We start from the raw sequence: 26,464 nt of genomic DNA on the forward strand, positions 1-26,464 counted from the left end.
TAGCGGCGCGCGCGACCTGGCATCCTGGGGGCATGCCCGCGACAGAGGACGCCCCCGACGTCGACGTCGAGCACGTCGGCCACGGCGATCGCCGCACGCGGGTCACGCGGGTCGAGACCACCGCGGGCGACGGCGGCCGCCCGTTCGTGCTGGTCGCGGGGGTCGGGGTCGCGGCGACCTACTTCGAGTTCCTCGCCCCGTCGCTCGCCGAGCACGGCGACGTGTTCGCCCTCGACCTGCCGGGTTTCGCCGGGATGCCGCGCCCCGGTGACCAGCCCACCGCCGAGTTCTTCGCCGATCGGGTCGAGGAGGTGCTCGACCACTACGGGCTCGACGACCCCGTGATCATCGGCCACTCGATGGGCACGCAGGTCGTCACCGAGGTGCTCATCCGCCGGCCGCAGCTGCGTCACGCCGTGCTCGTGAGCCCCGTGGTCAACGACCAGGAGTCGTCGCTCCCGATCGTCGCGCTCCGCTTCGCGCAGTCCGCCACCCGCGAGACGTTCCACCTAGCCATGACGGCGCTGTCGGCGTACGTCCTCTGCGGCTTCGTCTACTTCGTGCAGGTCCTCCCGCATCTGCTGCGGTACCGGCTGATCGAGCGGATGCCGCTCGTCGAGGCATCCGTCCTGTTGATCCGCGGCGAGTACGACGCGACCTCCCCGCGCCGGTTCCACTCCCGGCTCGTCGCTGTGGCCCGGCGCGCGCGCCGCTGGGAGATCCGGGGAGCTGCGCACTCGATCATCAACGCGCACGCCGTGGGTGCCGCCGACCTCATCGTGAAGCACGCGAACGACTCACTCGCCCCGAAGGGACGGATGCCGGCCGAGGAGGCGGTCGTCCCCCCGCCGCCGCACGCCGGACTCGACATCGTCCTCAGCGCGATGCGCGAGCGCTTCGCCGAGTGGTGGTCCGCCGCCCGCGGCGATGAGGCGGGCGTCGAGCGCGCGAAGGAGCGCCACGCGCGCATCCTCTGGCGCGCGTACACCCGCTCCGGCCAGGACCCCCGCCGCGGCGCACGCTGAACCGGCGTCGCCCCCCGCGCGCCGCCCCTCTCCGCCGAATCACCACACCCGTGCCGAGTCACCTCGCAGATGTCGCCACACGGGTGGTGATTCGGCAGCCGGATGGTGATTCGGCGACGGATGCCGCACCGACCCACACGCGGCCGTCCTGTTCAGCCGGCGGCGCCCCACACGTCGAGCACCCGCTCGCGGGCCGACGCGACGGCGGCGGCGACCGCACCGGTCACGACGACCTCGCCGCCGAGCGTCGAGGCGACGAGCTCGGGCGCGGGCAGGTCGAGGTCGGTCGGCAGCGAGCGCCGCGCGGCGGCGACCACCTCAGCGACGCCGTCGGCGATCGCCCCCGAGACGACGACCCGTTCGGGGTCGAACATGCTGCCCAGCACGCTGACGATGCGGGCGAGCGCGAGGCCCACCCGGTCGACGATGCGGAGGGCATCGGCATCCCCCTGCGCGGCCATCGCGAGCACCGTCCGCGCGTCGAGCGATTCCGGCGCGACGTCGCGGAACCCCGCCGTCGCCTCACCGGACTGCGCGAGTTCGGCCGCCCACGCGGCCACGCGATGGCCGAGGCCCTCGGCCCCGTGCACGCCGTCGACGTGGTCGAACGCGACCATCTCGCCGACACCGCCGTGGCTGCCGCGCAGCAGGCGACCGTCGACGACGACGCCGGCGCCCAGGCGCGATCCGGCCAGCAGCGCGATGTAGTCCTGGCATCCTTTCGCGGCGCCGACCGACCCTTCGGCGACGGCGGCGAGCGAGGCGTCGTTCTCGATGCGCACGATCGGCGCCCACGACAGGACGTCGGCGAGGTCGGGGTTCATCCGCTCCCAGAAGCGGGTGGGATGCCGCGGCGACCGCCCCGTGCGGTCGACCGGCGCCGGCACCCCGGCGCACACCGCGAGCACGTCGGTCCGCGTGACGTCCGCGGCGGCGAGGGCGCGGTCGATCGTCTCCGCGACGATCGCCGCGCGTGCGGGACCGTCGTCGCGGTCCAGGACGAGGCGCGCATCGGCATCCGCGATCCGCGTTCCGCGCAGGTCGGCGACCGTCACTGACACGTGCTCGTGGCCGGCGTCGACACCGACGACGACGGCGGCGTCCTCGCGCAAGGCGAAGCGCCGGGCGGGTCGTCCCTTGCGGTAATCGCCGGCGAGGCGGGCGTTCGGCAGTTCGCGCAAGAGGCCCCGCGCGACGAGCGCACCGGTCGCTTCGATCGTGGTCGACCGCGTCAACCCCGTGGACTGCAGGGCCTCTGTCGCGGTGAACTCCGAGGAGTCCCACGCGAAAGCGAGCACGGCGTCCTGACTGGCAGGCCGTGCCGGGGAGGAGGCGAGTGTCGACATCGGGGTCTTGACCTTTCGGGACGCGCCCTGCAATATTGCCTGCATCACATTGATTTGGCGACTAAATATAATCGCCGCATCACCTCCTGAGTGAGAACTTCGTCCGCAACGACGCGATCGGATACACATGTCATCGACCACTCCCCGCCGCCGGCGGGCGGCCGCCGCGCTGGCCGTCGCCGCCCTCGGCGCCGCGACCCTGGCCGGCTGTTCCGCCGACGGCCGCGAGACCATCCGCTTCACCTTCAGCAAACGCGAGGCGCTGACGTTCATGCAGGACGTCGTGAAGGACTACAACGCCTCGCAGGATGCCGTCACGGTCGAGATGGACACGTCGGGCGTCGACGTTGTCTCGGCGAGCTTCGTGCGCGGCAACCCGCCCGACATCATGCTGGCCAACTACAACTACGAGGTCGCTCGCTTCGTCCAGCGGTGCGCGCTCAGCGATCTCGGTGACACGGATGCCGCGGCCACCGTGCGCGAGGATCTGCAGCCGCTCATGGAGCAGTACGGCAACTGCGAGGGCCGCACGAGCGCCCTGCCGTACTCGGTGATGGCCTCGTCGGTGATCTACAACACGCAGATCTTCGAGGAGAACGGGCTCGAGGTCCCCACGACGTGGGACGAGCTCATCGCCGTGTGCGACGCGCTCGAAGCCGCCGGCGTCACGCCGTTCTACGGCACGTTCAAGGACGACTGGACGGTCGCGCAGGGCTGGTACGACTACGCGATCGGCGGCTCCATCGACGTCATCGACTTCTTCGACGGGCTGGCCGCCGAAGGCGCCGACGTCGACGGGTCCTCGGACGTCTCGTTCGAGAAGGACTTCACGGGGCCGGCCGAGAAGATGCTGCAGCTGGCCACCGAGTACACGAACGAGGATGCCGACAGCCGGGCCTACGGCGACGGCAACCTCGCGTTCGGCGAGGGCCAGGCGGCGATGTACCTGCAGGGGCCCTGGGCCTTCAGCGAGATCGCGAAGACCGCGCCCGACGCGCCCCTCGGCACGTTCCCGCTGCCGATGACCGACGACCCCGACGACCGCGCGATCCGCGTGAACATGGACCTCGCGGCCATGATCCCCGACGCCTCCACGAAGAAGGACGCGGCGCGGGACTTCCTCGAGTACCTGTACCAGCCCGAGATCATCGAGGCGTACAACGAGTCCCAGCTCGGCTTCGCGCCGACGACGGATGCCGCTCCGCCCGACGACCCGCGGGTCCAGGGCATGCAGGAGTTCTACGACGCCGGCGCCATCTACCAGGGCCCGTCCGTCCTCGTGCCGAAGACGATCCCCGTCTTCGCCTACGCGCAGGCGCTGGTGTTCGGGCAGGACCCGGCGCAGACGTTCGCCACCATGGACAGCGACTGGTCGCGGCTCGCGTTCCGCCAGCCCGTCCTCACCGACGAGGCTGAGGAGGCCACGCGATGACCACCACCACCGGGTCGACGACGACCCTCCTGACGCAGGGCGACCGCACGCGTCGGCGCAGCAGCAAACGCGTCGAACCGATCTACTACCTGTTCCTGCTGCCGACGGTGCTGTTGTTCACCCTGGCGATCACCGTCCCCGGGATCATCGGCATCTTCTTCAGCCTGACCGACTCGATCGGGCTGGGAGAGTGGAACTTCATCGGATTCACGAACTACATCGCCCTGTTCAGCGATCCCGCGATCCTGCAGAGCTACCTGTTCACGGCCGGCTTCGCGGTGGCGACGGTCATCGTCGTCAACATCGCGGCGTTCCTGCTGGCCGTGGGCCTGACCTCCCGCATCCGCTTCAAGACGGGCCTCCGGACGATCTTCGTGATCCCGATGGTCATCTCGGGCATCATCATCGCTTACGTCTTCAACTTCCTGTTCTCGAACTCGCTGCCCTCGGCGGGGTCGGCGCTCGGGGTCCCATGGCTGCAAGAGAGCCTGCTCGCGAACCCCGACCTCGCCTGGATCGCGATCGTCATCGTCACCGCGTGGCAGGCGATCCCGGGCACGCTCCTCATCTACATCGCCGGGCTGCTGTCGGTGCCGGGCGACGTGTACGAGGCGGCCGACATCGACGGGGCGTCCAAGCGGCAGCAGCTGCTGCGCATCACCATTCCGCTCGTCGCCGGGTACGTCGTCATCAACGTGATCCTCGGCTTCAAGGGCTTCCTCAACGCGTACGACATCATCGTCGGCCTCACCGGCGGCGGTCCCGGAACCGCGACGCGCAGCGTCGCGATGACGATCATCGCGGGCTTCAACGGCGGCGACTACGCCTACCAGATGGCCAACGCGACGATCTTCTTCATCGTCGCGGTCCTCCTCTCTCTCCTCCAGCTCTCGCTCACGCGGGGAAGGAACAAGGCCTGATGTCCACCACGCAGCCCGCGCTCGCCTTCGAACAGGCCGACGCCGTCACCGCCCCCGACCGCCCCACCGAACCGCCGCGTCGTCGGCGCAAGACGGGCGCCGAGCGCCCCAACTGGTCGGGCACCGTCATCCTCTTCCTCTGCTCGGTCACCGTGCTCCTGCCGCTGTACGTCACCATCTCGATGTCGCTCAAGACGACGGGGCAGGCCGTCGACGGCAACGCGTTCTCGCTGCCGGCCCCGTTCAGCTTCGACGGGTTCGTGCAGGCGTGGAACCTCACGCAGTTCCCCGTCGGCGCCGCGATCTCGTTCTTCGTCACGGCGGGGACGGTGGTCGCGACGATCATCCTGGCCGCGTTCGCGTCGTACGCGATCGTCCGCAACTGGGACCGCAAGCTCTTCCGCTACTCGTTCTTCTACCTGCTGGCGGCGATGTTCATCCCGTTCCCCGTCGTCGCGCTGCCGCAGATCCAGCTGACCGGACGCCTCGGCCTCGACAACCCCGTGGGTGTCATCCTGCTCGCGACGATGTTCCAGCTGAGCTTCAGCGTGCTGCTGTTCACGGCGTTCCTGCGCTCGATCCCCCTCGAGCTCGAGGAGAGCGCGCGCATCGACGGCGCGACGACGTGGCAGACGTTCTGGAAGCTGATCTTCCCGCTGCTCGCCCCGATGAGCGCGACGGTCGGCATCTTCGCCTTCCTCTACGCGTGGAACGACTTCATGCTGCCGTCGCTCATCATCTCGGACCCGTCGATGCAGACGCTCCCGGTGCGGCAGAACCTGTTCCAGACGCAGTTCAGCAACAACTACAACGTCGCGTTCGCGTCGTACCTGATGGCCATGGCCCCCGCGATCCTCGCGTACCTCTTCACCCAGCGCTGGGTGATGGAGGGCGTGACGCAGGGCGCCGTCAAGGGCTGATCGACCACCGCAACCTCGAAAGGACCCTCGTGACCTCCGACGTGCAGACCGCACCCGAGACCGCCGACCTCACCGACGCCGAGCTGCCCGAATGGTGGCGGCAGGCGGTCGTCTACCAGGTGTATCCCCGCAGCTTCGCGGATGCCGACGGTGACGGCATCGGCGACCTTCGCGGCATCCGCTCCCGGGTGCCCTATCTGAAGGAACTCGGCGTCGATGCGATCTGGATGAGCCCGTTCTACCCGTCCGACCTGGCCGACGGCGGCTACGACGTGGCGGACTACCGCGACGTGGATCCGCGGCTGGGCACGCTCGACGACGCGGACGCGCTCATCGCCGCCCTCCACGAGGCGGGTATCAAGGTCGTCATCGACATCGTGCCGAACCACACGTCCGACCGACACGCGTGGTTCCAGGAGGCGCTCGCCGCCGGGCGCGGCTCGGCGGCGCGGGCGCGGTACATCTTCCGCGACGGCAAGGGTGAGAACGGCGAGGAGCCGCCCGCGGACTGGACGTCGGCCTTCGGCGGCTCGGCGTGGGAGCGCGTCGAGGACGGGCAGTGGTACCTCCACAACTTCGCCGTGGAGCAGCCCGACCTCGACTGGTCGAACCCCGAGGTGCGGGCCGACTTCGTGCGGACGCTGCGCTTCTGGTCGGACCGGGGCGTCGACGGGTTCCGTATCGACGTCGCGCACATGCTGACGAAGGACCTGCCCGAGGAGCTCCCCACGCAGGCCGAGCTCGACGCGATGCCGCGCGACGGGCAGCATCCGATGATCGACCGCGACGACGTGCACGAGGTGTACGCCGAGTGGCGTCGGGTGTTCAACTCCTACGACCCGCCGCGCACCGCCGTCGCCGAGGCGTGGGTCGATTCGTCGCGCATCCCGCTGTACGCAAGCGCCGAGAGTCTCGGCCAGGCGTTCAACTTCGACCTGCTCGAGGCCGACTTCGACGCGAGCCAGTTCCGGCGGATCGTCGCCGACAACCTCGCGCTCGCCGCCTCGTCGGGGTCGTCGACGACGTGGGTCCTCTCGAACCACGACGTCGTCCGGCACGCGACGCGGTACGGGCTGCCGCATCCGGAGCGGGACGCCTCGGGCCGCCCGTCGCGCAAGCACGGCAACGAGTGGCTGCTCTCGGGCGGCGCCGAGCCTGCGCTCGACGCTGAGGCCGGCCTGCAGCGCGCCCGCGCGGCGAGCACGTTCGTGCTGGGGCTGCCGGGCTCGGCCTACGTCTACCAGGGCGAGGAGCTCGGGCTGCAGGAGGTCGCCGACATCCCCGATGACGAGCGGCAGGACCCGACGTTCTTCCGCAGCCCCGGCGAGGACAAGGGGCGGGACGGATGCCGGGTGCCGATCCCCTGGACCGCGTCCGGCTCGTCGTTCGGCTTCGGCTCGGGCGGATCGCACCTGCCGCAGCCGGAGTGGTTCGGCGCGATGTCGGTCGAGGCGCAGGAGGACGACCCTGCGTCGACCCTGAACCTCTACCGCCGTGCGCTGGAGCTGCGTCACGAGTTGCAGACGGCGGAGGAGTTGACCTGGCTCGAGACGGGACGCGACGACGTGCTCGCGTTCTCGCGACCGAACGGGTGGACCGTGGTCACGAACTTCGGCGACGAGCCGGCCGATCTGCCCGCGGGTGAAGTGCTGCTCGCGAGCGCCGAGCTCGAGGGTGACCGGCTGCCCGGCGCGACGACGGTCTGGCTGCGCGCCGCCGGCTGAACCCCGGACGGCCCGTCTCGCACGTGCCGACGTGCTCGTGCGCGACTCCGCAGCGCCGAGTCACCACTCAACGGCCGAATCACCACCGGAATGCATGACGATGGGTGGTGATTCGGCACGCGGGTGGTGACTCGTGGTTCGGCTGGAGCGACACGGGGATGGGGAGACGGATGCCGGAGGGCGACAGTGTGTTCCGGCTGCGGCTGCGGCTGGCCGCGGCATCCGTCGGTCACACGATCGCCTCGTACGACACGCACGGCAAGCACCTGCTGACCCGCTTCGACACCGGGCAGACCCTGCACACGCACCTGCGCATGCAGGGGAGTTGGACGGTCACGCGCCCGGGTCGCCGCATCCCGTCGCGCGAGGAGCATCGGGTGCGCGTGCGGATGCGTCTCGACGACGGATCGACGCTCTGGGGCGTCGATCTGCCGGTGGTCGAGCTCGTGGCGACGGCGGACGAGGGCGGGCTGATCGCGTACCTCGGTCCTGATCCGCTGCGCGAGGACTGGGATGCCGCCGAGGCGGTGCGCCGGCTCGCATCGCGGCCCGAGCGTCCTCTCGTCGCGGCGCTCCTCGACCAGCGCAACCTGGCAGGGCTCGGCAACCTGTGGGTCAACGAGACCGCGTTCCTCTCCGGCGCGCATCCGTTCGCACCGATCGGATCGGTCGACCTCGCACCGCTCATCGAGAGGGCGCCGCGGATGCTGCGGATCTCGGCGACCGTGCCGGGGATGTACCAGGTGACCACCGGGTCGACGCGGAAGGGCGAGTCGCACTGGGTCGTCGGCCGCGCCGGTCGACCGTGCCTGCGGTGCGGCACCCGCATCCTCGTCCGCAACGAGGTCGCGAACGACCCCGAGCGTCGCCGCACCTGGTGGTGCCCGCGCTGCCAGCCCGAGTGTGACGCCGTCCGCAACCCCTTCGCCCGTGTCGGCTCTCCGACGTAACGTCGCGGCATGGCTTCCACCCGGGCACCCAAGACGTGCGCCTCGTGCGGGCGCGAGATCCAGTGGCGCAAGAAGTGGGAGAAGAACTGGGACGACGTGAAGTACTGCTCCGACGCGTGCCGGAAGCGCGGCATCCGTCCCGTCGACGAGAAGCTCACGCGGACGATCGTCGAGCTGCTGGATGCGCGGGCCGCGGCGGCGACGATCTGCCCGTCCGAGGCGGCGAGAGCGGTCGGCGGCGACGACTGGCGCGACCTCATGGAGCCCGCCCGCCGCGCCGCGCGGCGACTCGTCGCGGCCGGCGAGGTCGAGATCACGCAGCGGGGGCAGGTCGTCGACCCGTCGACCGCGAAGGGACCCATCCGCATCCGGAAGGTCCGCTGACGTGCAGACCTTCGTTCCGTACGCCGACCTCGCCCGCGGCATGGCCACGCTCGACACGAAGCGGCTCGGCAAGCAGCGCGTCGAGACCCTGCAGGTGATGCGCGCGCTCACGATCCCGGACTACGGCTGGCGCCACCACCCGGCGGTCGCCATGTGGCGCGGGCACCGCGCGGCGCTCATGGTCTACCAGGACCTCACGGTCGACGAGTGGGTCCGGCGCGGCTTCGCCGACACGACCCGGCAGTCCACCCTCGCGACCCTCGACGAGATCCCCGAGGACGGCGCCGAGTACCGGTCCGGCACGGTACGGATGCCGCCCTGGTTCGGCCGCGAGGAGGTCCACCGCTCGCACCGGTCGAACCTGCTCCGCAAAGACCTCGAGTACTACCGCGCGCAGGGCTTCGACGATCCCGACGACCTGCCGTACGTGTGGCCGAAGGCCGAGGTCGACTGAGTCAGGCGGATGCCGCCCACGCCCGGACCCGCGCGAGGAGGTCCGTCTTGCGTGCGGCATCCGCGAACTCTGTGTGTGTGCGGGCGGGGGGATCCGCCTCTGTACATGAGAGGGATCCGACCGGAAGTCGTCACGAAAAAGTCCGGCATCCGCCACGATGGACCCACGCAGTCGACCGCGCTGGAGGAACCGATGTCCTACGCCCCGCCCCCGCCGCCTCCCCTATACGGCCAGCCGATGCCGCCCGCCCCGGGCCCGGGCCAGCCGCCCCTCGAATGGCCCCACTACGGGGCGTCGTTCACGCAGGCGTTCGTCCGGTACTGGAAGAAGTACGCGACCTTCACGGGTCGCGCCAGCCTCAGCGAGTTCTGGTGGATGAGGCTCGCCTACTTCCTCATCGTCCTCGCGCTCGTCGTCATCATGATCGGCGGCGCGCTCGTCGGCGTCTCGTACGACCCGATGACCGGTGAGAGCCAGCCGGGCCCCCTGATCGCGGTCGGCGGCATCCTGCTGTTCCTCTTCATCGTCGCGACGATCGTCCCGGATGCCGCTCTCACGTGGCGTCGGCTGCACGACGCAAATCTGCCGGGAGCGCTGTTCTTCCTCTCCCTCGTCCCCGGCGGCGGCATCGTCCTGCTCGTCCTGACGCTGCTTCCGACGAACCCTGCCGGCCGTCGTTTCGGCTGAGGCAGCCGGTCGAGGCGCGACCCGCGCCGGTACGATGGAGGTGTGACGATCACGGCCCGCTACCGCCTCGAGCGCGCGCTGCCGTCGGCGATCGGCATCCGCGCCCTCACCGCACCGCAGCATCCGGGAACCAACGGATGGGTGAGCGAATGGGGCACCAACGCGCACGGCGAGATCGCCGGCTGCCCGCCGTCGGGGGCCTGACGCGCACCGCTCGACGGTGCGTCCTCAGCGACCCCTGATCACCGACGCGGAAAGCGATCCGTCATGTCCACTTCCCCCTCCTCCCGCACGGCGCCGCACGAGATCTGGCGCGGCATCCGTCAGACCGTGCAGACCGACACCTTCGGCGGCATCCTGCTGCTGGCTGCGACCGTCGCGGCCCTCGTCCTCGCCAACTCGCCCGCCGCGCCCTGGTACACCGGTCTGCGCGAGACGTCGTTCGGACCCGAGGCGCTCCACCTGCACCTGACCGTCGCGCAATGGGCGGCCGACGGACTGCTCGCGATCTTCTTCTTCGTCGTGGGTCTCGAACTCAAAGAGGAGATCGTCGCGGGGCGGCTGCGCTCGCCGCGCATCGCCGCGGTCCCCGTGATCGGCGCGCTCGGCGGTGTCATCGTCCCGGCGCTCATCTTCACGGCCTTCACGGTGACCGCGCCCGGTGACGCGGTGCGGGGCTGGGCGATCCCGACGGCGACCGACATCGCCTTCGCCATCGCGGTGTTCGCCGTCGTCGCGAAAGGCCTGCCGCCCGCGCTCCGCGTTTTCCTGCTGACTCTCGCCGTCGTCGACGACCTCTTCGCCATCACGATCATCGCCACCGTCTACACCGACGACCTGCAGCCGGTGTGGCTCGCGGCGGCGATCGTCCCGCTCGTCCTGTTCGGGCTGGCGGTGCGGCGCGGCATCCGTCACTGGTGGGTGCTGATGCCGCTCGCGATCGTCACCTGGGCGCTCGTCCACGCGTCGGGCGTGCACGCGACGATCGCCGGCGTGCTGCTGGCCTTCACCGTCCCCGCGACGGTGACGCCGCGAGCGCGGGTGCAGGTGGGGACGGATGCCGACGGCAGCCCCATCCACGATGCGTTCACTGCGCACTTCGCCGACCGCTTCGGTCCGATCTCGACGCTGGTCGCGATCCCCGTGTTCGCGTTCTTCTCCGCCGGGGTGACCGTCGGCGGCTGGGACGGGCTGGTCTCGGCCTTCGGCGATCCGGTGACCCTCGGCATCCTGGTGGGGCTCGTCGTGGGCAAGCCGGTCGGCATTCTGCTCGCGGTGTTCCTGCTCACGCGGGTGCCGTCGGTGCGGCGGACGTTCGAACTGCGATGGGGCGACATGCTCGGCGTGGGCCTGCTCGCCGGCATCGGGTTCACGGTCGCGCTGCTCGTCGGCGAGTTGTCGTACGGCGTCGGATCGCTCGAGGACGACCACGCGAAGATCGGCATCCTCAGCGGGTCGGTCATCGCTGCGATCGTCGGTGGCGCCGTGCTCGCCGGGCGCGCGCGACGCGTGCGGCAGACTGAGAGCGCGTCCCCGTCCCCAGGAGCCTCATGAGCCGCACGCAGCCGACACCCGCGATGTACCAGCGCAACGCGCTCGCGCCGAGCCTGCTGGCCGCGGCGGTCCTGTTCGTCGCGCCGGCGCTGCTCGAGAGCGACTGGTTCCTCACCGTCCGGTTCGTCGCCACGATCCTCGCCCTCATCATCGGATGGTTCGCGGTGCAGGCGAGGCACTGGTGGTGGGTGCCGATCATGCTCGCTGTCGCGGTGATCTGGAACCCGATCTTCCCCTTCGCGTTCTCGGGTGCGATCTGGAGCGCTGCCCAGGTCGCGGCCGCGTTCGTCTTCCTCGCCGCCGGCGCGACGATCAAGATCCGCCGCCAGACCTGAGTCAGCGGAGGTCGAGCGTGACCTGCGGGTGGTCGGCGAACACGTCGAGCACCCGTTCGAAATAGGTCAGGCCGGTCCCCGCGCGCAGGTCGTCGAGCTGACGCTGGATCGTGTCGGACTGGAATGTGCCCGGCTGTGCCAGCTTCTCGCGCAGCCATCGCTCCGTCTCGGCGACGCCGAGGGCCTGCCGGCTGCGCGCCGAATCGCGCCAGACGACCCGCGCAGAGTGGTCCTCGGCCAGCGCCCCGTACCCGCCGTGGAGCAGGTCGTCCAGCGCGTCGAGGCTGGCGCCCAGCTGCCAGTCCTCCCCGGTCATGAACAGACGGTTCAGTTCGGCGTAAAGATCGGGGATGCCGCCGATACGGCTCCCCTCGATGACGTAGTCCGCCATCCGCTCAGGGCACCTTGTGGCCCGCCGCCGAGATGAGGCCATACCACTCGGCGCGGGTGAGGGGGATGTCGGAGCCGGCCGCGGCATCCGTCACTCGCTGCGGCGTGGTCGTCCCCAGCACGACCTGCATGTGGGCGGGATGCCGTGTGATCCAGGCCGTGGCGATCGCGATCGGCGTCACGTCGTACTTCGTGGCGAGGCGGTCCAGCAGGGCGTTCAGCTCGGGCAGCTCGGGGGCGCCGAACATCACGCCGTCGAAGAACCCCTTCTGGAAGGGCGACCAGGCCTGCAGCGTGATGCGGTTGATGCGCGAGTAGTCGACGAGTCCGCCGCCGTCGCGGGTGATGGAGTCCTCCTCGCCGATCATGTTGGCGGCGAGGCCCTGCGCGACGATCGTCGAGTGGGTGATCGACAGCTGCACCTGGTTGGCGACGATGGCCTGGGTCACGGCGGTCTTCAGCAGGTCGATCTGGCGCGGCGTGTGGTTCGAGACGCCGAAGGCTCGGACCTTGCCCGAGGACTCGAGGTGATCGAAGGCGCGGGCGACCTCGTCGGGTTCGACGAGCGCATCGGGGCGATGCAGCAGGAGCACGTCGATGCGGTCGGTGCCGAGGGCCTCGAGCGACTCCTCCGCAGAGGTGACGATGTGCTCGTACGAGTGGTCGAAGTGCCAGTCGCCCGGCACGATGCCCGTCTTGGTCTGCAGCGTGATCTCGTCCCGCTCCGAGGCGCTCAGACCGAGCGCCTCGGAGAACCGTCGCTCGCAGCCGTGCCGCGTGCTGCCGTACAGGTCGGCGTGGTCGAAGAAGTCGACGCCCGCCGCGCGGCACGCGTCGTACAGCTCGCGGATCGCCTCATCGGACATCTCCTCGATGCGCATCATCCCCGCGACGACGTTGGGGACGCGGTGGTCGGTGGACCCGAGGGGGACGAGGCGCATGGTGCTCCGTTCTGCGCCGATGCGGCGCGATCGAGCTCCCAGCATGACCGAACCCGATGCGGGTCTGTCAACGGGCTGGCTACGCGCGACCGGCCACCGCAGCGGCCACCACGACGTTGTTCACGATCGTGGCGGCGACCGTGCGTGCGACGGCCTGCGCCGCGGCATCCGCTCCCCAGTTGCCCTGCTCGAGCTCCTTCGCGCGAGTGATGACGGCGCTGTTCCAGCCGATCTCGCGGTCGAACTGCGGGAGCGTCCCGCTGCCGGACAGCAGTGCGGCCAGCGCGGCGGTGCGGACGTCGGGCTGCGCGCCGTCGACGAGCACCGCGCGGACGCCGGCCATCAGCTCGTCGCGCCGGCCGCTCGGGCCGGGTGCGAGCGAGGTGGTGTCGATCAGGCCGAGGAGCTTCCGTGAGGTGCGGGCGATGTCGCCGCGGTCTTCGAGGCGCTCGAGGACGGGCGAGCGGAGTGCGGGCCCGACGGCGGCGAGCACGGTCTGGACGCCGCGCGGCTTGTCGGTGACGTAGTCCCAGGCTGGGCGGAGGAGCGGGTCGCCGGGCGGGTGGTCGGCGACGGCGCGGATGCGGAGTGCGCCGGTGGCGCCGGCGGTGTCGGTCTCGACGTTGCCGTCGAGGCCGAGCTCGGCGAGGACGGCGCCGGCGAGGACGTAGAAGAGGGTGCCTTCGCCGGCGATCGTGCCGTGGCGCGGCTGGAAGAGGAGGAGGAGCAGGTCCTCGGCGAGCGTGGGTGCGCCGGGATCGGTGTTCGTCGTCATCATGTGCTCAGTCGACACCCTGTTCCCGGAACAGGGTCAAGCGCCGGAGGCGGTCTCGTCTGGGGTGGACGCCTGCGCGGCGGCGATCTGCTCGGTCGCGAGGTGGCTCGCCAGTTCGAGCACGCGGATCTGTGCGGGGTTGTACAGCTCCTGCAGCGCCTCGACGAAGGTCTCCTGGCTCACCCGCTCGCCTCGGGGGAGATGGTCGCCCGGATCGCTCAGCCACGGGTAGTCGCGCAGGCTCTGCTCGATCGAGGGAGCCAGCGCGCGTGCGAGGCGGAGCACGGTCTCGTCGCCGGCGTCCGCCGCGAGGGCGTCGATCTCGGCGCGGACCTCGGGCGGGGTCGTGTCCTCGCCGACCATCTTCCGGACGTCGGCCATCGCCTCGTCGTCGTACAGGCGGCCGAAGACGTGGATCAGTGAGCTGTCCGCATCCGAGAGCGTGTCGGCGTACGGCTCGAAGCCCGACGGGCCCGACGCGGGCGCCTGGCCGCTACGGATGGCGGCGAGGTCGGCGCGGGCGCGCTGCAGTCGCTCGATGCCGGCCTGCAGCTCGGCATCGAGATCGTCGAGCTCGCGCTCACCTGCGGTGCCACCGTCAATGAGGTCGGGGACCCGCGAGAGCGGGACGCCCAGGTCGACCAGACGCCGGATCCGCAGCAGGCGCACGAGGTCGGCCGCCGTGTACTGCTTGTAGCCGTTGTATCGCCGGTCCGGCTCGGCCATGAGGCCGAGCCGGTGGTAGTGGCGGACCGTGTTGACCGTCGTACCGGCGAGCTCAGCCAGTTCCCGCGTGCTCCACGCCATGCGCTCCTCCTCGCCGCGTCACTGTATCCAGGGGATGCCGCGATGTCACCATCCGAGGACGGTGACGAGCCCTGTGGCGGCCGCGGCGACGGCACCGGTCCACAGCACGATGGCGATGATCTGCCAGAGCATGACCCAGCCCTTGCGCACGCCCGAGGCGACGAAGAACGCGGCGGTCAGCTGGGTCGGCAGGGCGAGCGGGGCGAGCAGGCTCGCTCCGGGGACGCCGAAACGCACGAGCCAGCGGCGGAGCTTCGTCTGCCCCTTCGTGCGGCGGGTGGGCTTGTCGTCCGTGGTGGCCTGCTCGTCGACGGTCGCGACCGTCAGCGCCCCGGTCGAGGCGCCGGCGCGGGCGGGCGCGGCGGTCTGCGTCGCTGCGGCGCGGCGCGCGACGACGGATTCGCGGACGCGCGAGCCGAGCAGCACGACGAGCAGGACCGAGAGGATGTTGCCCGTCGCGCCGGCGATCGCGGCGACGATGGGGTTGATGCCCACGATGATGCCGAGGGTCGCGGAGCCCTCGCCCTCGACGTAGGGGATGGCGCCGGCGAGGGCCACCATCAGGGGCTGGACGAGTTCGGGAAGGCCGGCGACGACATCCTGGAGGCCTCGTAGGGGCTGGACATGGGGTGCTCACGCTCCGTTTCGATGGGTGAGCACCCATCACAGACCGTGTTCTCACCACAGGGTCAAGCGGTCGTGTCAGCCGTGTCGGCGGCGGTCGTGTCGAGCATCCTCCGGGCGAGCAGCGTCGAGCCCGCGACGGCTGCCGGCATCGCGACGACGGCGCCGAGCGGGATGAGGAAGCAGAGCTGCGTGGCCACGCCGAACCCCAGCACCCGCGCGCGGTGTCCGCGTCGCACGCGGCGGCGGGCCGCGGCATCCAGCCCTCGCGCTGACAGCGCGCGCGAGGTGAGTTCGTCGGCGAGCAGCCAGCCCGTGAGGAACGCGGCCGTCACGGCACCCAGGACGCTGCCGACGGCGGGGATCAGTCCGACCAGGCCGGCGACGATCGCGGCGAGGAGCCCGCGGAGGATGAGCCCGATGCTGTCACGGATCGACCGCCAGAACCCGTAGTCCGACTCGGGCGGCGCGTCGCCGAGGTGCTGCTCGACCGAGCGCCAGATGCGCTCGTAGAACGGGTCGCCGACGAGCAGCGTGAGCGCGGTGAACGAGACGACTGCGAGGACGACGGCGCCGCCGAGGATCGCCGCGCCGATGCCGAGCCGGACGAGGGATGCCGCGACCTCGGCCCAGTCTTCGGCGAACGGGGTGAGCGCGTCGACGATGTCGCGCAGGAAGACGACGAGGGTGATGATCCCCGCGAGCAGCAGGATGCCGACGATCGCCGCCGGGATGAGGCCGAGCGCCATCCGGCCCGGCAAGCGCCCCCAGAACGCGAAGCCGCGACCGAGGTCGCCGACCCCGCGGAAGAACGAGGCGACCGGGCGCGGTGCGGGCGGGGGAGTCGTCATGCCCCCATCCTGCCCGGTCGCCGTTCTCGGACCGACGCGAACCGTCGCTTCCACCGCCGGATGACCGCCGTTGGCGTCGGCTCGGCGGCGAGGGGCGCTGCGCGAGGTGCTCAGACAGGCGGTTCTGCTGCAGGATCAGGTCGTCGGGGTCACGCACGCACAGGAGAACCCGCCGCGATAGGGGTTGCATCCCACGCGCGGTTTCGGTTGAAGTGGTGCGATGACAAACGACACGTCGGCTCCCCTCGCCCAGGAGACGCCCGGTCTGAAGCGCGCCGTCGGCACCTGGCTGCTCTTCGCGTTCATCGTCGGTGACACCCTCGGCGCGGGCATTTACACGCTCGTCGGCACGATGGCGACCGACGTGGGCGGTGTCATCTGGCTGCCGCTGCTCATCGCGCTCGTCGTCGCGCTGCTCACGGCCGGCACCTACGCCGAGCTGATCACCAAGTACCCCCACGCCGGCGGCGCAGCACGCTACGTCGACAAGGCGTTCGGCATCCCGTTCCTGTCGTTCCTCGTCGGCTTCCTGATGATGGCCTCGGGCATCACGACGGCAGCGGCCCTCGCCAACGCGTTCGCGGGCGACTACTTCAGTGCGTTGTTCGACATCCCGCCGATCCCGGTGGCGATCGGCTTCATCCTCGTGCTGACCCTCATCAACCTGCGCGGCGTGAAGGAGTCGCTCGCGACGAACATGGTCGCGTCGATGATCGAGGTCTCGGGACTCATCCTCGTGATCGTCATCGCGGCCGTCGTCTTCGGCAGCGGCGGCGGCGAGCCGTCGCGCATCTTCGAGTTCGCGCCCGACGTCGCACCCCTGCAGGGCGCGTTCGCGGCATCCATCATCGCGTTCTTCTCCTTCCTCGGTTTCGAGGCGGCGGCGAACATGGCCGAGGAAGTCAAGAACCCGTCGCGGTCGTACCCGCGAGCACTGTTCGGCGCGATCCTCACGGCCGCCGTCGTGTACCTGCTGATCGCGATCGGCGCGGTCATCGTCGTCGAACCGTCGACGCTCGCGACCTCCTCCGGTCCGCTGCTCGAGGTCGTGACCGCGAGCGGCCTCGCGGTGCCGGGATGGCTGTTCAGCCTCATCGCGCTCGTCGCGATTGCCAACGGCGCGCTGCTGTTCATGGTGATGGCGAGCCGCGTCGCCTACGGGCTGGCGGAGTCCGGCCTCATGCCGCACGCCTTCGGCAAGGTGCTGCCGAAGCGACGGACGCCGTGGGTCTCGATCGTCGTCGTCGCCGGGGTGACGATGCTCCTCACGGTGGTCGGCGACATCTCGACGCTCGCCGAGACGACCGTGCTCCTGCTGCTCCTCGTCTTCCTCGCCGCGAACGTGAGCGTGCTCGTGCTGAAGAAGGACAAGGTCGAGCACGAGCACTTCTCGGTGCCGCGCATCGTCCCGATCCTCGCCATCATCGCCAGCATCGTGCTGCTCACCCAGCAGACCGGCCTGGTCTGGCTCGCCACCGCGGGGTACGTCGTCGTTGGAGCGATCCTGTTCTTCGTCGCGCGGTTCAGCCGTCGCCGCGGCGACCGCAAGATTGCCGCGCGCACCGGCGCGATCCCGACCGTGAAGGGGTTCCGCGACTGACTGCATGGATCTGCGGATGCAGGGCTGACCCCGTGCGGGCGCGCCTAGGCTGGCACGCATGAGCGACGACGCCGGCCTCAACTGGTCCCGCAACATCCGCTACTCGGCAGAGCGCATCGTCGCCCCGACGACGGTCGACGAGCTGCGCGAGGTGGTCGCGGCATCCGCGTCCGTGAAGGCCCTGGGTTCGCGGCACTCGTTCACCCGCATCGCCGACACGACCGGCACGCTCGTGTCGACCGCCGAGCTCGACCTGCCGATCCAGGTGGATGCCGCGCAGCGCCGGGTGCGCGTCGGCGGCGGCCTCCGCTACGGCGAACTCGCGCAGGAGCTCGACCGGCAGGGCTGGGCGCTCGCGAACCTCGCGTCGCTGCCGCACATCTCTGTCGCCGGCGCGGTGAGCACGGGAACGCACGGGTCCGGTGTCGCGAACCGATCGTTGGCCGCGGCGGTCACGGGGCTCGAGCTCGTCACCTCGACCGGCGACCTCGTGCGGCTCAGCGAGACCGACGAGACGTTCTACGGCGCCGTCGTGGGGCTCGGCGCGCTCGGCATCGTCACGACGGTGGAACTCGCGATCGAGCCGACCTTCGAGGTCGCCCAGACGGTCTACGAGAACGTGCCCGTCGAGGCTGTGCGGACGGCGTTCGACGTCATCGCCGGGTCGGCGTACAGCGTCTCGCTCTTCACGACGTTCCGCGAGGACGCCTACGTCGACCAGGTGTGGCGCAAGGAGCGCACGGATGCCGCGGCGACACCGATCCCCGCGGCGCTGCGCGATCGCGAGGCGGGCGGGGCGCGGCATCCGCTGCCCGGGGTGTCCGCCGCGTCGTGCACGGTGCAGGGCGGCAAGGCGGGACGCTGGCTCGACCGGCTGCCGCACTTCCGCCTCGAGTTCACCCCGTCGAACGGTGAGGAGCTGCAGTCCGAGTTCCTGTTGCCGCTGGCCGATGCCGTGGCCGCCTTCGACGCGGTGCGCGAGCTCGCCGGCCGGCTGAAGCCTGTGCTGCAGGTGTGCGAGGTGCGCACGATCGCCGACGACGAGTTGTGGCTGTCGCCGAGCTCGGGCCGGGACTCGGTCGCGTTCCACTTCACGTGGACCGCCGACGAGGCGGGCGTCGCCGAGGTGCTGCCCGAGCTCGAAGCGGCGCTCGCGCCGTTCGACGCGCGGCCGCACTGGGGCAAGGTCTTCACCCCGCGCGACCCCGCTGAGCTCTACCCGCGCTGGGCGGACTTCGTCGCTCTGCAGCGCGAGCTCGACCCGCGCGGCGCGTTCGTGAACGACTACCTGCGCGCGTTCGGGGTGTAGTCCGCGCGGGCTGCACGGTTGCGCGGGTTGGCGGTGTGGAGTCGGCTCGATGGTTGCGTGGGGTCGAGTCGGGCTCGATGGTCATGCGGGGCCGGGTCGGGCAGCGGTGCAGAGTCGGGTCGCCGGTTGCGCGGTGCCGCGTCGGGCCTGATGGTTGTGTGGGGTCGAGTCGGGCTCGATGGTTGCGCGGGATCGCTCGGGTTCGATGTTTCCGTGGGGTCGCTCGATGGTCGCGCGGTGCCGGGTCCGGCTCGATGATTGCGCGGGTGGGTCCCGAGGGTTGCGGGCCGGCCCGACGAGAGCCCGCGCTGGCTCAGCGGTCAGCGAGACCGCGTGGGTGGTAGTCGGCGGCAGTTCGGTCGTCGAACCGTCGTCGACTTCAGAAGGGTGCGGGTTCCGCTGGTGCGGTCGGTGGTGGTGGTGCGGCAGGGGTGAAGGCGACGGCCGGTGTCGGTGCGTCTTCTCTGTAGATCCTGCCGAGGGGTGAAATCCATTCGAGGACGCCACCCTTCAGTTGTCGCACCCTCCACGCGGTGAACTGCTTCATGGAGTGGTGCCGTTGGCACAGATGAGCGAGGTTCGACAGTTCTGTTCGTCCGCCGAGGGCGTGATCGTGCGTGTGGTCCACTTCGCAGCGGATGGCAGCGACCCGGCACCCGGGGAACCGGCAGTGCTGATCGCGGGCTTGCAGAAACCGGCGCATCCCCGACGGAACCCGGTACGAATCTGTCGACACCGTGACACCAGTGGTGGGGTCGTGGAACAGGCGTTCCCAGATCTGCGCACCGCCGGCGAGGCTGCGGGCGGTCGCGGGATCGATGGCGGACCGGCCGGCGAGGTGGCACGGCCCATCGTCCTCGCCGGTGAGGGTCGCGGCGGGCACGAGGACCTGCACGCGTGCCCGGATCGCGCCGAGCGGCCCGGCGGTGGTGTCGCGGGTGTCATCCAGCGCCGGTGTCCCGGCGAGGAGCAGGTCGGCGAACACGTCCGCCCGGACCTGATCCGTGGAACGCTGATCGGTGTCGATGACCGTGGCCGAATCGCCGTCGCCGTCGCCCGTGCCGTCGTCGCTCTGCGCGGCTTCGCGCCCGAACGCGACACCCGCCCCGCCGTGCGCAGCGGCGCGTTCGTCGCGGGTGTCGATGATCGCCCGCGCTTGCTGCGTGAGCCGGTCGTGGATGCCCTCGGCGATCACCGTCGGGACGGTTGCGACCACGTCGCTCATCCCGTCCCGCCCCGGGATGATCCGCACGCACCTGCCAGCGGCGGCTTCCTCATGCCGCTCCGCGAACGAGCGAGGGTGCATTCGGTGCGCGAGGATCTCGAGCTCACCTCGCACCCGGTTCGGGGTGTCCCGTTCACACCGGGTGATCGCGACCTGCTCGAACTCCGCCCACATCTCCGCCGGCAGACTCGTCCCGGTCTCGAGGATCGCGATCGCGTGACCGCGCACGATCCGCCCTTGCTCCCACGCTTCAACCGTCCCGGGGAACCCTTCGACCAACGTCCGAGCCTCACCGATCCGGCGTTGCACGGTCCGATCGGTCACGCGCATCACGCCGCCGACCTCCGCGGCGATCGACCGCAGCGCCATGTCGTGGACCTGCACGCGGGCGTTCCGTTGCGCGGTCTGCGCGTCCGCCAACCGCCCTGCTGCGGCGAGCGCGCGCAGTTCCTCGATCTGCGCCGCGGCGATCCGTCGGGCCGCGGAATCGACGCTACCGACAATCCCCGCCAGCGCAGCGAGATAGTCCTCGCCACCGGGGGTTTCCGTCGCGTCCGTCATACCTGCACTCTGTCACCAACCTCCGACATTCAGCCCGGAAGAACGGGCCCAGAACACACTTTGTGCACACCCCGAAGATGAGAGTCCTCTCATCTTCGTCAGACGGCCGCGAGCGGCCGTCTCAACACCGCGGACACCCACACGCGAGATCGAGACGACCGCGGCCACATAGGGCGCGACGGGTCGCCGCGATACCCGAGAACTCGCACTACCAGCCGTCGCAGGTGCGGGGTGCGGCAACCTCAGGCCCGAGTGAATCGCGGTCCGAGGTCGACCGCATCCCCGACGAGGAGGTCGTCGAGATGTGGCGTCAGGCCGGTCGGTTCATCCTCGACGAGCTGATGGGAGTCTGGGAGATGGTCGACGCGAACGACGCCGCGCGCCCCCACCGCTCGCGCCGTGCTGAGTCACCCCTCGTCGGCCTCGATCTCGCCGTTCGCGATCGCGTCGGCGTAGGTGCGGATGTCGGGACCCGGCTCCCAGTCGATGAACTCGTCCTTCAGCCTGCCGGTGAGCGCGGCGTACGCCTCGTCCGAGGACATCCCGTCACCGGAGCGGGCGAGGTCGACCACGGCCTCCCGCAGCACCCGGTCGGCGTCGTCGAGGATCTTGCCGCGTGCTTCGTCGTTCCAACGGATCTCTGAGCTTTTCATGCCGCGACGCTAGCCCGACGGGCGGATGCCGCATCCCGGCTTGCTTTCTCGACCTCGATGCGCTTGCCCTCTACCTCATCGCCGCGACCCTGGCAACGGCATCCCGACCCTCCACGGCAGACCGAAGGATGGAGGCAGCGGCAGAGGCCCGCCTCACACGGGTCCCCCGCCCGGTCGGGCCCCCGCGGAGGAGCCGGTCGTGAGCAGCACCACATCCCGGGGCGTCGCCGTCGTCACCGGCGGCAGCGCCGGACTCGGCCGCGCGATCGTGCGCGAACTCGCCGCCCGCGGCTGGGACGTCGCCGTCCTCGCCCGAGGATTCGAGGGAGTGGATGCCGCGGCCACCGAGGTGCGCGCCAAGGGCCGCCGTGCGCACGGCATCACCGTCGACGTCGCCGACCACGCTGCCCTCGAGCTCGCGGCGGCCGAGGTCGAGGCCGAGCTCGGCGAGATCGACCTGTGGGTGAACAACGTCATGTCCGGCTCGATCGCGCCCTTCCTCGACACGACCCCGGAGGACTACGAGCGTGCGACGCAGGTCACCTACCTCGGTACCGTCAACGGCACGCGCTCCGCGCTGCGACGGATGCGGGGGCGCGACCGCGGCCACATCATCCAGATCGGCTCGGCCCTCGCCCACCGCGGCATCCCGCTGCAGGCGGCGTACTGCGGGTCGAAGCACGCGATCCACGGCTTCACCGACTCGGTCGTGTCCGAGCTCACGCACGAGGGGAGTGCCGTCGCGGTCTCGATCGTCGACATGCCGGCCCTCAACACGACGCAGTTCGGTTGGGTGAAGTCGCCGTTCTCGAAGCACCCGCAGCCGGTGCCGCCGATCTTCCAGCCCGAGGTGGGCGCCCGTGCGGTCGCCGACGTCGCCGACAAGCCGCGTCGCCGCACCTGGGTGGGGGAGTCGACCGTCGGCCTCGTCCTCGGCACGCGGGTGGCGGGCCGGTTCATGGACTGGTACCTCGCCAAGAACGCGTGGGAGGGTCAGTTCGCCGACGACAAGGGCTCGTCGACCACCCCGCCGAACCTGTACGAGCCGGTCGCCGGCGACCACGGCGCGCACGGCGCGTTCGACGACCGCGCGCGCGGCGAGAGCCTGCAGACGCGAGCGCTGCGCCACCGGCGCGGGCTGTACACCGCGGCATCCGTCGTCGGGGCCGCCGCGGTCGCGGGCGCGGTGAAGCTCCTGCGACGCTGAACCCCGCCCCCCGGACCCCCTGACCCCGGGGGCCGGCCGCGGGTAGCATCCCATCTCGTGCCCGCCTACTTCGAACGCCTCGCTTCCGAAGATGTGAACGAGACCCGGTTCCAGCCCACCGCCTTCACCGGCGGCGCGTGGAACGTCACCGAGCAGCACGTCGCCCCGCCGATCGGCCTGCTCGCGCATGCCATCGAGGTCGACCATGCGGCGCGCAGCCCGCAGCCCATGCAGCTCTCGCGCCTATCGGTCGACATCCTCGGGGTCATCCCCATCGACGAGGTCGAGGTGACGTGTCGCGTGCTGCGGCCGGGTCGCAGCATCGAGCTCGTCGAGGCGACGCTCGCGCAGGGCGGTCGTCCCGCGCTCTCGGCACGGGCGTGGCTCCTGCACACGCGCGACACCGAGGCGCTCGCCGGCTCCGCGCACCCGGCGATGCCGCCCCGCAACGCGATCGAGCGCGTCGACCCGTCGTCGGCGTGGCCCGGCGAGTTCATCGCGACGGTCGGCGAGGTGCGCCGCCGGCAGGAGGCGCCGGGTCGCGCCTGGACCTGGATCCTGCCCGCCGTGCCGCTGCTCGAGGGCGAGCCGGTCTCGACGACGGCGCGCCTCGTGTCGCTCATCGACATCGCGAACGGCGTGACCCCGCGCGTCGATCCGCGCGAGGTCGCGTTCCCGAACCTCGACCTGACCCTCCACCTCGTCCGGGCCCCCGAGGACGGCTGGATCGGCTTCGACACGACCGTCACGTTCGGCGCGACGGGGCTCGGGATGACGCACACCGTCCTGCACGACGAGCGCGGCGTCGTCGGCTCGGTCGTGCAGTCCCTCACCGTGAGGCCGCACCGATGACCGCGCCCCTCGCCGGGAAGACCGCCCTCGTCACCGGCGTCTCGCGCCGGCGCGGGATCGGGTACGCCGTGGCGACGCGGCTCGCGCAGCTCGGCGCGAGCGTGTTCATCCAGCACTGGCGCCCCCACGACCTCGACCGGCCGTGGGGTGGCGACGATCTCGACGCGGTGCGCACCGGCATCCGCTCGGCCCTCGTCGATGACGCGCGCGTGGGCGACGCCGAGGCGGATCTGACGGATGCCGCGGCGATCCCGGGTCTCATCGCCGACGCCGCTGCTCTCACCGGCCGGCTCGACATCCTCGTCTGCAACCACGCGAAGAGCGGCGACGACGGAAGCATCCTCGACATGACCGCCGACCGGCTCGACGCGTTCTGGGACACCAACACCCGGTCGACACTGCTGCTGACCGCGGCGTTCGCCCGTCGCCTCGCGCCGCCGCAGTCCGGTCAGCGCCGGCCGGGCGACGCGGTCGAGGGTTCGAAGCCCTACGCCGAGCCGACCGGGCGCGTCTTCTGGATGACGTCCGGGCAGGGTCACGGCGCGATGCGCGGCGAGGTCGCCTACGCGACGAGCAAGGCGGCGCTCGCGGGGGTCACCCGCACCGTCGCGGCGGACCTCCTCGATCTCGGCATCGTCCTCAACACGATCAACCCGGGACCCGTGAACACCGGGTACATGGACCCCGACAGCGCCGACCGCGACACTTCGGGCCTCGACGAATGGCTGCGCACGACCGCGTTCGGCCGCGTCGGCGTGCCCAGCGACCCCGCGGCCCTCATCGGCTGGCTGTCGACCGCCGAGGGCGCCTGGATCGTCGGGCAGGTGCTCACGAGCGACGGCGGATTCAGCCTGTAACCACGGCGGTTACAGCCTCCAGCGGTGACGGATGCACGATCGGTGGGGCAGGCGTCGCTTCGCCGCGACGCGCACTGAGCGCCGGCACCGCCGGTCGTGCATCCGCGCGCGAACCCTGGCGCGAACACCCTCCGATGTGGTCGGATCACCCCATGGGTGCGGGATCTCCGATGCGGGCGGTGCTGTGGGGCGCCGCCGCGCTGCTCCTCGCGACGATCTTCCTCGCCCCGATCTTCGGTTTCGGACGCTGCCTCGACTCGCCCGATCCGGAGAAGTCCTTCTGCGAGTCGTACACCGCGTCGTACGCCGGTCTGCGCGTGGACATCTGGCCGTGGGCCGTGGTCTCCGCGGTCATCGTGGTCGTGACCGTGGTCGTCGCGGTGCGCCGACACCGCCGCAGTTCGTGACAGGCAAGCGCTGGGTCGGGGCCCTGGCGCCGCTACGCGACGGCGCCGGAGACGCGCGGCAGCGTGATGGGCGAGGCCACGACGCGCGCCGCGGCCTGCAGCTGGTCGAGGGCGCCACGGGTGAGGGAGCGCACGGCGCTGAGGGTCTCTCCCGTGAGCGCGGCGATCTCGGTCTGGCTGTAGCCGCCGAAGTAGGCGAGCGCGATGACCCGCTGCTGCTCGAGGCTCATGTCGCCCAGTCGCTCCCGCGACACGGCCTCCGCCTGCGCATCGAGGGTGCGCCGGTGCGCGATCGCGTGATGGTGGGTGAGCAGCAGGACCCAGGCCCGCGGATGCCGCGCCTCGGCCTCCGCCGCGTGTTCCCACACGTGCACGTAGACCTCCCGCAGCACGCGCTGCGCCGGCTGCTCGTTCCGCAGGATGTGGGTCGCGAGCGTGTAGGCGCTCGCGCAGGTCGCGTCGTAGAGCCGCGCGAAGGCGTCCGCGTCACCGGTGGCCGTGCGGGCCAGCAGATCCGACAGCTCGGTGTCCGTCAGCGGAAGGGGGTGCGACATGGCCTCATCGTGCGCCTCCCGAGCCGTTCATTCGAGCCATTGCCCCCGTCGGGAGTCGGTGCTAGCCGAGATCCAGTCATCTGAATGGACGAATCGCCCGCGTGCGCGACCCGCGAACGCACGGAGCGGATGCCGCATCCGCAACGTTTCGTCAACCGGTGCCGATGACGTACCCGGCGGTGGAAAAGTTGAGCCCATGACCGTTCCCACTCTCACACTCAACGACGGACACACCATCCCCCAGCTGGGCTTCGGCGTCTTCCAGGTCGATCCCGCCGAGGCCGAACGCATCGTCAGCGTCGCCCTCGAAGCCGGCTACCGCCACATCGACACGGCGGCGGTGTACGGCAACGAAGAGGGTGTCGGTCGCGCGATCGCGGCCTCCGGCATCCCCCGCGACGAGCTGTTCATCACCACGAAGCTGTGGAACTCCGAGCAGGGCCGCGACACCGCGCGTCCCGCGATCGAGGCGAGCCTCCAGAAGCTCGGGCTCGACTACGTCGACCTGTACCTGATCCACTGGCCGCGCCCCGACAAGGACCGCTACGTCGAGACGTGGCAGCAGTTCGAGACCTTCCAGGCCGACGGCCTGACCCGCTCCATCGGCGTCTCGAACTTCCACCAGCCGCACCTGCAGCGCCTTTTCGACGAGACCGACACCGTGCCGGCGGTCAACCAGATCGAGCTCCACCCGGCGTTCGCGCAGCGCGAGCTCCGCGCGTTCCAGGAACCGAAGGGCATCCACACCGAGTCGTGGGGCCCGCTGGGCCAGGGCAAGTACGACCTGTTCGGCGAGAAGGCGGTGGCGGATGCCGCCGAGGCCCACGGTGTGAGCCCGGCGCAGGTCGTCATCCGCTGGCACCTGCAGGAGGGCCTCATCGTCTTCCCGAAGTCGTCGACGCCCGAGCGCATCCGCACGAACTTCGACGTGTTCGGCTTCGAGCTGACGTCGGAGCAGGTCGAGGCCATCAACGCGCTCGACCGCGGCCAGCGCGTCGGCGCCGACCCGGACACCGCCACGTTCTGACCCGTTCACCGAGGAGGGGCGCCGAGGAATCGGCGCCCCTTTTTTCGTGGACCCCCCTTACGTCTCCCAGGGAGGGCTCGATACAATCGATCG

Annotated in this window: 29 protein-coding genes; 19 read left to right on the forward strand and 10 right to left on the reverse strand. The window is 70.8% G+C overall.

Features of this window, described 5'->3' with window-relative positions; all coding sequences use genetic code 11:
• The first annotated feature begins 32 nt into the window (after window positions 1-32).
• On the forward strand, window positions 33-1,025 hold the full coding sequence (locus NH287_RS04580) for an alpha/beta fold hydrolase (RefSeq protein WP_253034651.1): 993 nt from the start codon (window positions 33-35) through the stop codon (window positions 1,023-1,025).
• Between the two features lie 152 nt (window positions 1,026-1,177).
• Here the strand turns inward: NH287_RS04580 and NH287_RS04585 are convergent, their stop codons facing one another.
• Window positions 1,178-2,371 carry an ROK family protein gene (locus tag NH287_RS04585; protein ID WP_253034652.1) on the reverse strand — a complete coding sequence of 398 codons (1,194 nt, stop codon included), beginning with the start codon at window positions 2,369-2,371 and terminating at the stop codon, window positions 1,178-1,180.
• Window positions 2,372-2,498: 127 nt separating this feature from the next.
• Here NH287_RS04585 and NH287_RS04590 point away from each other — a divergent pair, with 127 nt between their 5' ends.
• The 11 genes from NH287_RS04590 to NH287_RS04640 all read left to right on the forward strand — a co-directional run bounded on the left by NH287_RS04590 (window position 2,499) and on the right by NH287_RS04640 (window position 11,731).
• On the forward strand, window positions 2,499-3,803 hold the full coding sequence (locus NH287_RS04590; protein WP_253034653.1) for an ABC transporter substrate-binding protein: 1,305 nt from the start codon (window positions 2,499-2,501) through the stop codon (window positions 3,801-3,803).
• The gene (locus tag NH287_RS04595) at window positions 3,800-4,723 is read left to right on the forward strand and encodes a carbohydrate ABC transporter permease (RefSeq protein WP_253034654.1); all 924 of its coding nucleotides are present in this window, start codon (window positions 3,800-3,802) and stop codon (window positions 4,721-4,723) included. Before NH287_RS04590 ends, NH287_RS04595 begins: the two co-directional genes overlap by 4 nt.
• Window positions 4,723-5,643, forward strand: a complete 921-nt coding sequence (locus tag NH287_RS04600) for a carbohydrate ABC transporter permease (RefSeq protein WP_253034655.1) — start codon at window positions 4,723-4,725, stop codon at window positions 5,641-5,643. Before NH287_RS04595 ends, NH287_RS04600 begins: the two co-directional genes overlap by 1 nt.
• Window positions 5,644-5,672: 29 nt before the next feature.
• Window positions 5,673-7,367, forward strand: coding sequence for a glycoside hydrolase family 13 protein (locus NH287_RS04605; RefSeq protein WP_374209361.1), 1,695 nt, complete (start codon window positions 5,673-5,675; stop codon window positions 7,365-7,367).
• A 107-nt stretch (window positions 7,368-7,474) separates the two neighbouring features.
• On the forward strand, window positions 7,475-8,317 hold the full coding sequence (locus NH287_RS04610) for a DNA-formamidopyrimidine glycosylase family protein (protein ID WP_253034656.1): 843 nt from the start codon (window positions 7,475-7,477) through the stop codon (window positions 8,315-8,317).
• Between the two features lie 9 nt (window positions 8,318-8,326).
• Window positions 8,327-8,701 carry a DUF2256 and DUF3253 domain-containing protein gene (locus NH287_RS04615; RefSeq protein ID WP_253034657.1) on the forward strand — a complete coding sequence of 125 codons (375 nt, stop codon included), beginning with the start codon at window positions 8,327-8,329 and terminating at the stop codon, window positions 8,699-8,701.
• Between the two features lies 1 nt (window position 8,702).
• Window positions 8,703-9,155, forward strand: a complete 453-nt coding sequence (locus tag NH287_RS04620; protein WP_253034658.1) for an MSMEG_6728 family protein — start codon at window positions 8,703-8,705, stop codon at window positions 9,153-9,155.
• 237 nt (window positions 9,156-9,392) lie between these two features.
• Complete coding sequence (locus NH287_RS04625) at window positions 9,393-9,842, forward strand: DUF805 domain-containing protein (RefSeq protein ID WP_253034659.1); 450 nt, start codon at window positions 9,393-9,395, stop codon at window positions 9,840-9,842.
• 42 nt (window positions 9,843-9,884) lie between these two features.
• Window positions 9,885-10,046 (forward strand): hypothetical protein, encoded by a 162-nt coding sequence (locus tag NH287_RS04630; protein WP_217528769.1) that lies wholly within the window; start codon window positions 9,885-9,887, stop codon window positions 10,044-10,046.
• A 63-nt stretch (window positions 10,047-10,109) separates the two neighbouring features.
• The gene (nhaA, locus tag NH287_RS04635; RefSeq protein ID WP_253034660.1) at window positions 10,110-11,396 is read left to right on the forward strand and encodes a Na+/H+ antiporter NhaA; all 1,287 of its coding nucleotides are present in this window, start codon (window positions 10,110-10,112) and stop codon (window positions 11,394-11,396) included.
• Window positions 11,393-11,731, forward strand: a complete 339-nt coding sequence (locus NH287_RS04640) for a DUF6804 family protein (protein WP_217528765.1) — start codon at window positions 11,393-11,395, stop codon at window positions 11,729-11,731. Before nhaA ends, NH287_RS04640 begins: the two co-directional genes overlap by 4 nt.
• 1 nt (window position 11,732) lies before the next feature.
• On the opposite strand, the gene NH287_RS04645 is transcribed toward NH287_RS04640, so the two are convergent.
• The 6 genes from NH287_RS04645 to NH287_RS04670 all read right to left on the reverse strand — a co-directional run bounded on the left by NH287_RS04645 (window position 11,733) and on the right by NH287_RS04670 (window position 16,119).
• Window positions 11,733-12,122, reverse strand: a complete 390-nt coding sequence (locus NH287_RS04645) for a ribonuclease inhibitor (protein ID WP_253034661.1) — start codon at window positions 12,120-12,122, stop codon at window positions 11,733-11,735.
• A gap of 4 nt (window positions 12,123-12,126) precedes the next feature.
• Window positions 12,127-13,062 carry an aldo/keto reductase family oxidoreductase gene (locus tag NH287_RS04650; protein WP_253034662.1) on the reverse strand — a complete coding sequence of 312 codons (936 nt, stop codon included), beginning with the start codon at window positions 13,060-13,062 and terminating at the stop codon, window positions 12,127-12,129.
• A gap of 79 nt (window positions 13,063-13,141) precedes the next feature.
• Window positions 13,142-13,840: a GPP34 family phosphoprotein gene (locus tag NH287_RS04655; protein WP_253034663.1), complete on the reverse strand. Its 699-nt coding sequence runs from the start codon at window positions 13,838-13,840 to the stop codon at window positions 13,142-13,144.
• A gap of 33 nt (window positions 13,841-13,873) precedes the next feature.
• Complete coding sequence (locus NH287_RS04660) at window positions 13,874-14,644, reverse strand: MerR family transcriptional regulator (protein ID WP_253034664.1); 771 nt, start codon at window positions 14,642-14,644, stop codon at window positions 13,874-13,876.
• Window positions 14,645-14,689: 45 nt separating this feature from the next.
• The gene (locus tag NH287_RS04665) at window positions 14,690-15,205 is read right to left on the reverse strand and encodes a small multidrug efflux protein (protein WP_253034665.1); all 516 of its coding nucleotides are present in this window, start codon (window positions 15,203-15,205) and stop codon (window positions 14,690-14,692) included.
• Between the two features lie 128 nt (window positions 15,206-15,333).
• On the reverse strand, window positions 15,334-16,119 hold the full coding sequence (locus NH287_RS04670; RefSeq protein ID WP_253034666.1) for an EI24 domain-containing protein: 786 nt from the start codon (window positions 16,117-16,119) through the stop codon (window positions 15,334-15,336).
• 220 nt (window positions 16,120-16,339) lie between these two features.
• On the opposite strand from NH287_RS04670, the gene NH287_RS04675 reads away from it, so the two are divergent.
• Window positions 16,340-17,719 (forward strand): APC family permease, encoded by a 1,380-nt coding sequence (locus NH287_RS04675; RefSeq protein WP_253034667.1) that lies wholly within the window; start codon window positions 16,340-16,342, stop codon window positions 17,717-17,719.
• A 58-nt stretch (window positions 17,720-17,777) separates the two neighbouring features.
• Entirely contained in the window at window positions 17,778-19,028 is a 1,251-nt protein-coding gene (locus tag NH287_RS04680; protein ID WP_253034668.1) for an FAD-binding protein, read from the forward strand.
• Between the two features lie 379 nt (window positions 19,029-19,407).
• On the opposite strand, the gene NH287_RS04685 is transcribed toward NH287_RS04680, so the two are convergent.
• Both NH287_RS04685 and NH287_RS04690 read right to left on the reverse strand, forming a co-directional pair.
• A complete protein-coding gene (locus tag NH287_RS04685; RefSeq protein ID WP_253034669.1) occupies window positions 19,408-20,814 on the reverse strand; it encodes an HNH endonuclease signature motif containing protein in 1,407 nt (468 codons plus the stop codon).
• Window positions 20,815-21,221: 407 nt separating this feature from the next.
• Window positions 21,222-21,467 (reverse strand): hypothetical protein, encoded by a 246-nt coding sequence (locus NH287_RS04690; RefSeq protein ID WP_253034670.1) that lies wholly within the window; start codon window positions 21,465-21,467, stop codon window positions 21,222-21,224.
• A gap of 199 nt (window positions 21,468-21,666) precedes the next feature.
• Between NH287_RS04690 and NH287_RS04695 the strand changes: the two genes are divergently transcribed.
• The 4 genes from NH287_RS04695 (at window position 21,667) to NH287_RS04710 (ending at window position 24,790) form a co-directional block, all read left to right on the forward strand.
• Complete coding sequence (locus NH287_RS04695; protein ID WP_253034671.1) at window positions 21,667-22,674, forward strand: SDR family oxidoreductase; 1,008 nt, start codon at window positions 21,667-21,669, stop codon at window positions 22,672-22,674.
• A gap of 57 nt (window positions 22,675-22,731) precedes the next feature.
• Window positions 22,732-23,526: a thioesterase family protein gene (locus NH287_RS04700; protein ID WP_253034672.1), complete on the forward strand. Its 795-nt coding sequence runs from the start codon at window positions 22,732-22,734 to the stop codon at window positions 23,524-23,526.
• Window positions 23,523-24,383 carry an SDR family oxidoreductase gene (locus NH287_RS04705; RefSeq protein WP_253034673.1) on the forward strand — a complete coding sequence of 287 codons (861 nt, stop codon included), beginning with the start codon at window positions 23,523-23,525 and terminating at the stop codon, window positions 24,381-24,383. Before NH287_RS04700 ends, NH287_RS04705 begins: the two co-directional genes overlap by 4 nt.
• 152 nt (window positions 24,384-24,535) lie before the next feature.
• Window positions 24,536-24,790: a hypothetical protein gene (locus NH287_RS04710; protein WP_253034674.1), complete on the forward strand. Its 255-nt coding sequence runs from the start codon at window positions 24,536-24,538 to the stop codon at window positions 24,788-24,790.
• A 32-nt stretch (window positions 24,791-24,822) separates the two neighbouring features.
• Here the strand turns inward: NH287_RS04710 and NH287_RS04715 are convergent, their stop codons facing one another.
• Window positions 24,823-25,344: a sigma factor-like helix-turn-helix DNA-binding protein gene (locus tag NH287_RS04715; RefSeq protein WP_253034675.1), complete on the reverse strand. Its 522-nt coding sequence runs from the start codon at window positions 25,342-25,344 to the stop codon at window positions 24,823-24,825.
• A gap of 196 nt (window positions 25,345-25,540) precedes the next feature.
• Between NH287_RS04715 and NH287_RS04720 the strand changes: the two genes are divergently transcribed.
• A complete protein-coding gene (locus NH287_RS04720) occupies window positions 25,541-26,371 on the forward strand; it encodes an aldo/keto reductase (RefSeq protein ID WP_253034676.1) in 831 nt (276 codons plus the stop codon).
• Window positions 26,372-26,464 lie beyond the last annotated feature (93 nt).

Source organism: Microbacterium sp. CnD16-F, assembly GCF_024124465.1.
Lineage (GTDB): Bacteria > Actinomycetota > Actinomycetes > Actinomycetales > Microbacteriaceae > Microbacterium > Microbacterium gawkjiense.

Coding starts and splice junctions, on each gene's coding strand:
- NH287_RS04580 (WP_253034651.1), top strand. CDS start 33: ATGCCCGCGACAGAGGACGCCCCCGACGTCGACGTCGAGCACGTCGGC.
- NH287_RS04585 (WP_253034652.1), bottom strand. CDS start 2,371: ATGTCGACACTCGCCTCCTCCCCGGCACGGCCTGCCAGTCAGGACGCC.
- NH287_RS04590 (WP_253034653.1), top strand. CDS start 2,499: ATGTCATCGACCACTCCCCGCCGCCGGCGGGCGGCCGCCGCGCTGGCC.
- NH287_RS04595 (WP_253034654.1), top strand. CDS start 3,800: ATGACCACCACCACCGGGTCGACGACGACCCTCCTGACGCAGGGCGAC.
- NH287_RS04600 (WP_253034655.1), top strand. CDS start 4,723: ATGTCCACCACGCAGCCCGCGCTCGCCTTCGAACAGGCCGACGCCGTC.
- NH287_RS04615 (WP_253034657.1), top strand. CDS start 8,327: ATGGCTTCCACCCGGGCACCCAAGACGTGCGCCTCGTGCGGGCGCGAG.
- NH287_RS04625 (WP_253034659.1), top strand. CDS start 9,393: ATGCCGCCCGCCCCGGGCCCGGGCCAGCCGCCCCTCGAATGGCCCCAC.
- nhaA (WP_253034660.1), top strand. CDS start 10,110: ATGTCCACTTCCCCCTCCTCCCGCACGGCGCCGCACGAGATCTGGCGC.
- NH287_RS04640 (WP_217528765.1), top strand. CDS start 11,393: ATGAGCCGCACGCAGCCGACACCCGCGATGTACCAGCGCAACGCGCTC.
- NH287_RS04645 (WP_253034661.1), bottom strand. CDS start 12,122: ATGGCGGACTACGTCATCGAGGGGAGCCGTATCGGCGGCATCCCCGAT.
- NH287_RS04650 (WP_253034662.1), bottom strand. CDS start 13,062: ATGCGCCTCGTCCCCCTCGGGTCCACCGACCACCGCGTCCCCAACGTC.
- NH287_RS04655 (WP_253034663.1), bottom strand. CDS start 13,840: ATGATGACGACGAACACCGATCCCGGCGCACCCACGCTCGCCGAGGAC.
- NH287_RS04660 (WP_253034664.1), bottom strand. CDS start 14,644: ATGGCGTGGAGCACGCGGGAACTGGCTGAGCTCGCCGGTACGACGGTC.
- NH287_RS04665 (WP_253034665.1), bottom strand. CDS start 15,205: ATGGTGGCCCTCGCCGGCGCCATCCCCTACGTCGAGGGCGAGGGCTCC.
- NH287_RS04670 (WP_253034666.1), bottom strand. CDS start 16,119: ATGACGACTCCCCCGCCCGCACCGCGCCCGGTCGCCTCGTTCTTCCGC.
- NH287_RS04675 (WP_253034667.1), top strand. CDS start 16,340: ATGACAAACGACACGTCGGCTCCCCTCGCCCAGGAGACGCCCGGTCTG.
- NH287_RS04680 (WP_253034668.1), top strand. CDS start 17,778: ATGAGCGACGACGCCGGCCTCAACTGGTCCCGCAACATCCGCTACTCG.
- NH287_RS04685 (WP_253034669.1), bottom strand. CDS start 20,814: ATGACGGACGCGACGGAAACCCCCGGTGGCGAGGACTATCTCGCTGCG.
- NH287_RS04690 (WP_253034670.1), bottom strand. CDS start 21,467: ATGAAAAGCTCAGAGATCCGTTGGAACGACGAAGCACGCGGCAAGATC.
- NH287_RS04705 (WP_253034673.1), top strand. CDS start 23,523: ATGACCGCGCCCCTCGCCGGGAAGACCGCCCTCGTCACCGGCGTCTCG.
- NH287_RS04710 (WP_253034674.1), top strand. CDS start 24,536: ATGGGTGCGGGATCTCCGATGCGGGCGGTGCTGTGGGGCGCCGCCGCG.
- NH287_RS04715 (WP_253034675.1), bottom strand. CDS start 25,344: ATGTCGCACCCCCTTCCGCTGACGGACACCGAGCTGTCGGATCTGCTG.
- NH287_RS04720 (WP_253034676.1), top strand. CDS start 25,541: ATGACCGTTCCCACTCTCACACTCAACGACGGACACACCATCCCCCAG.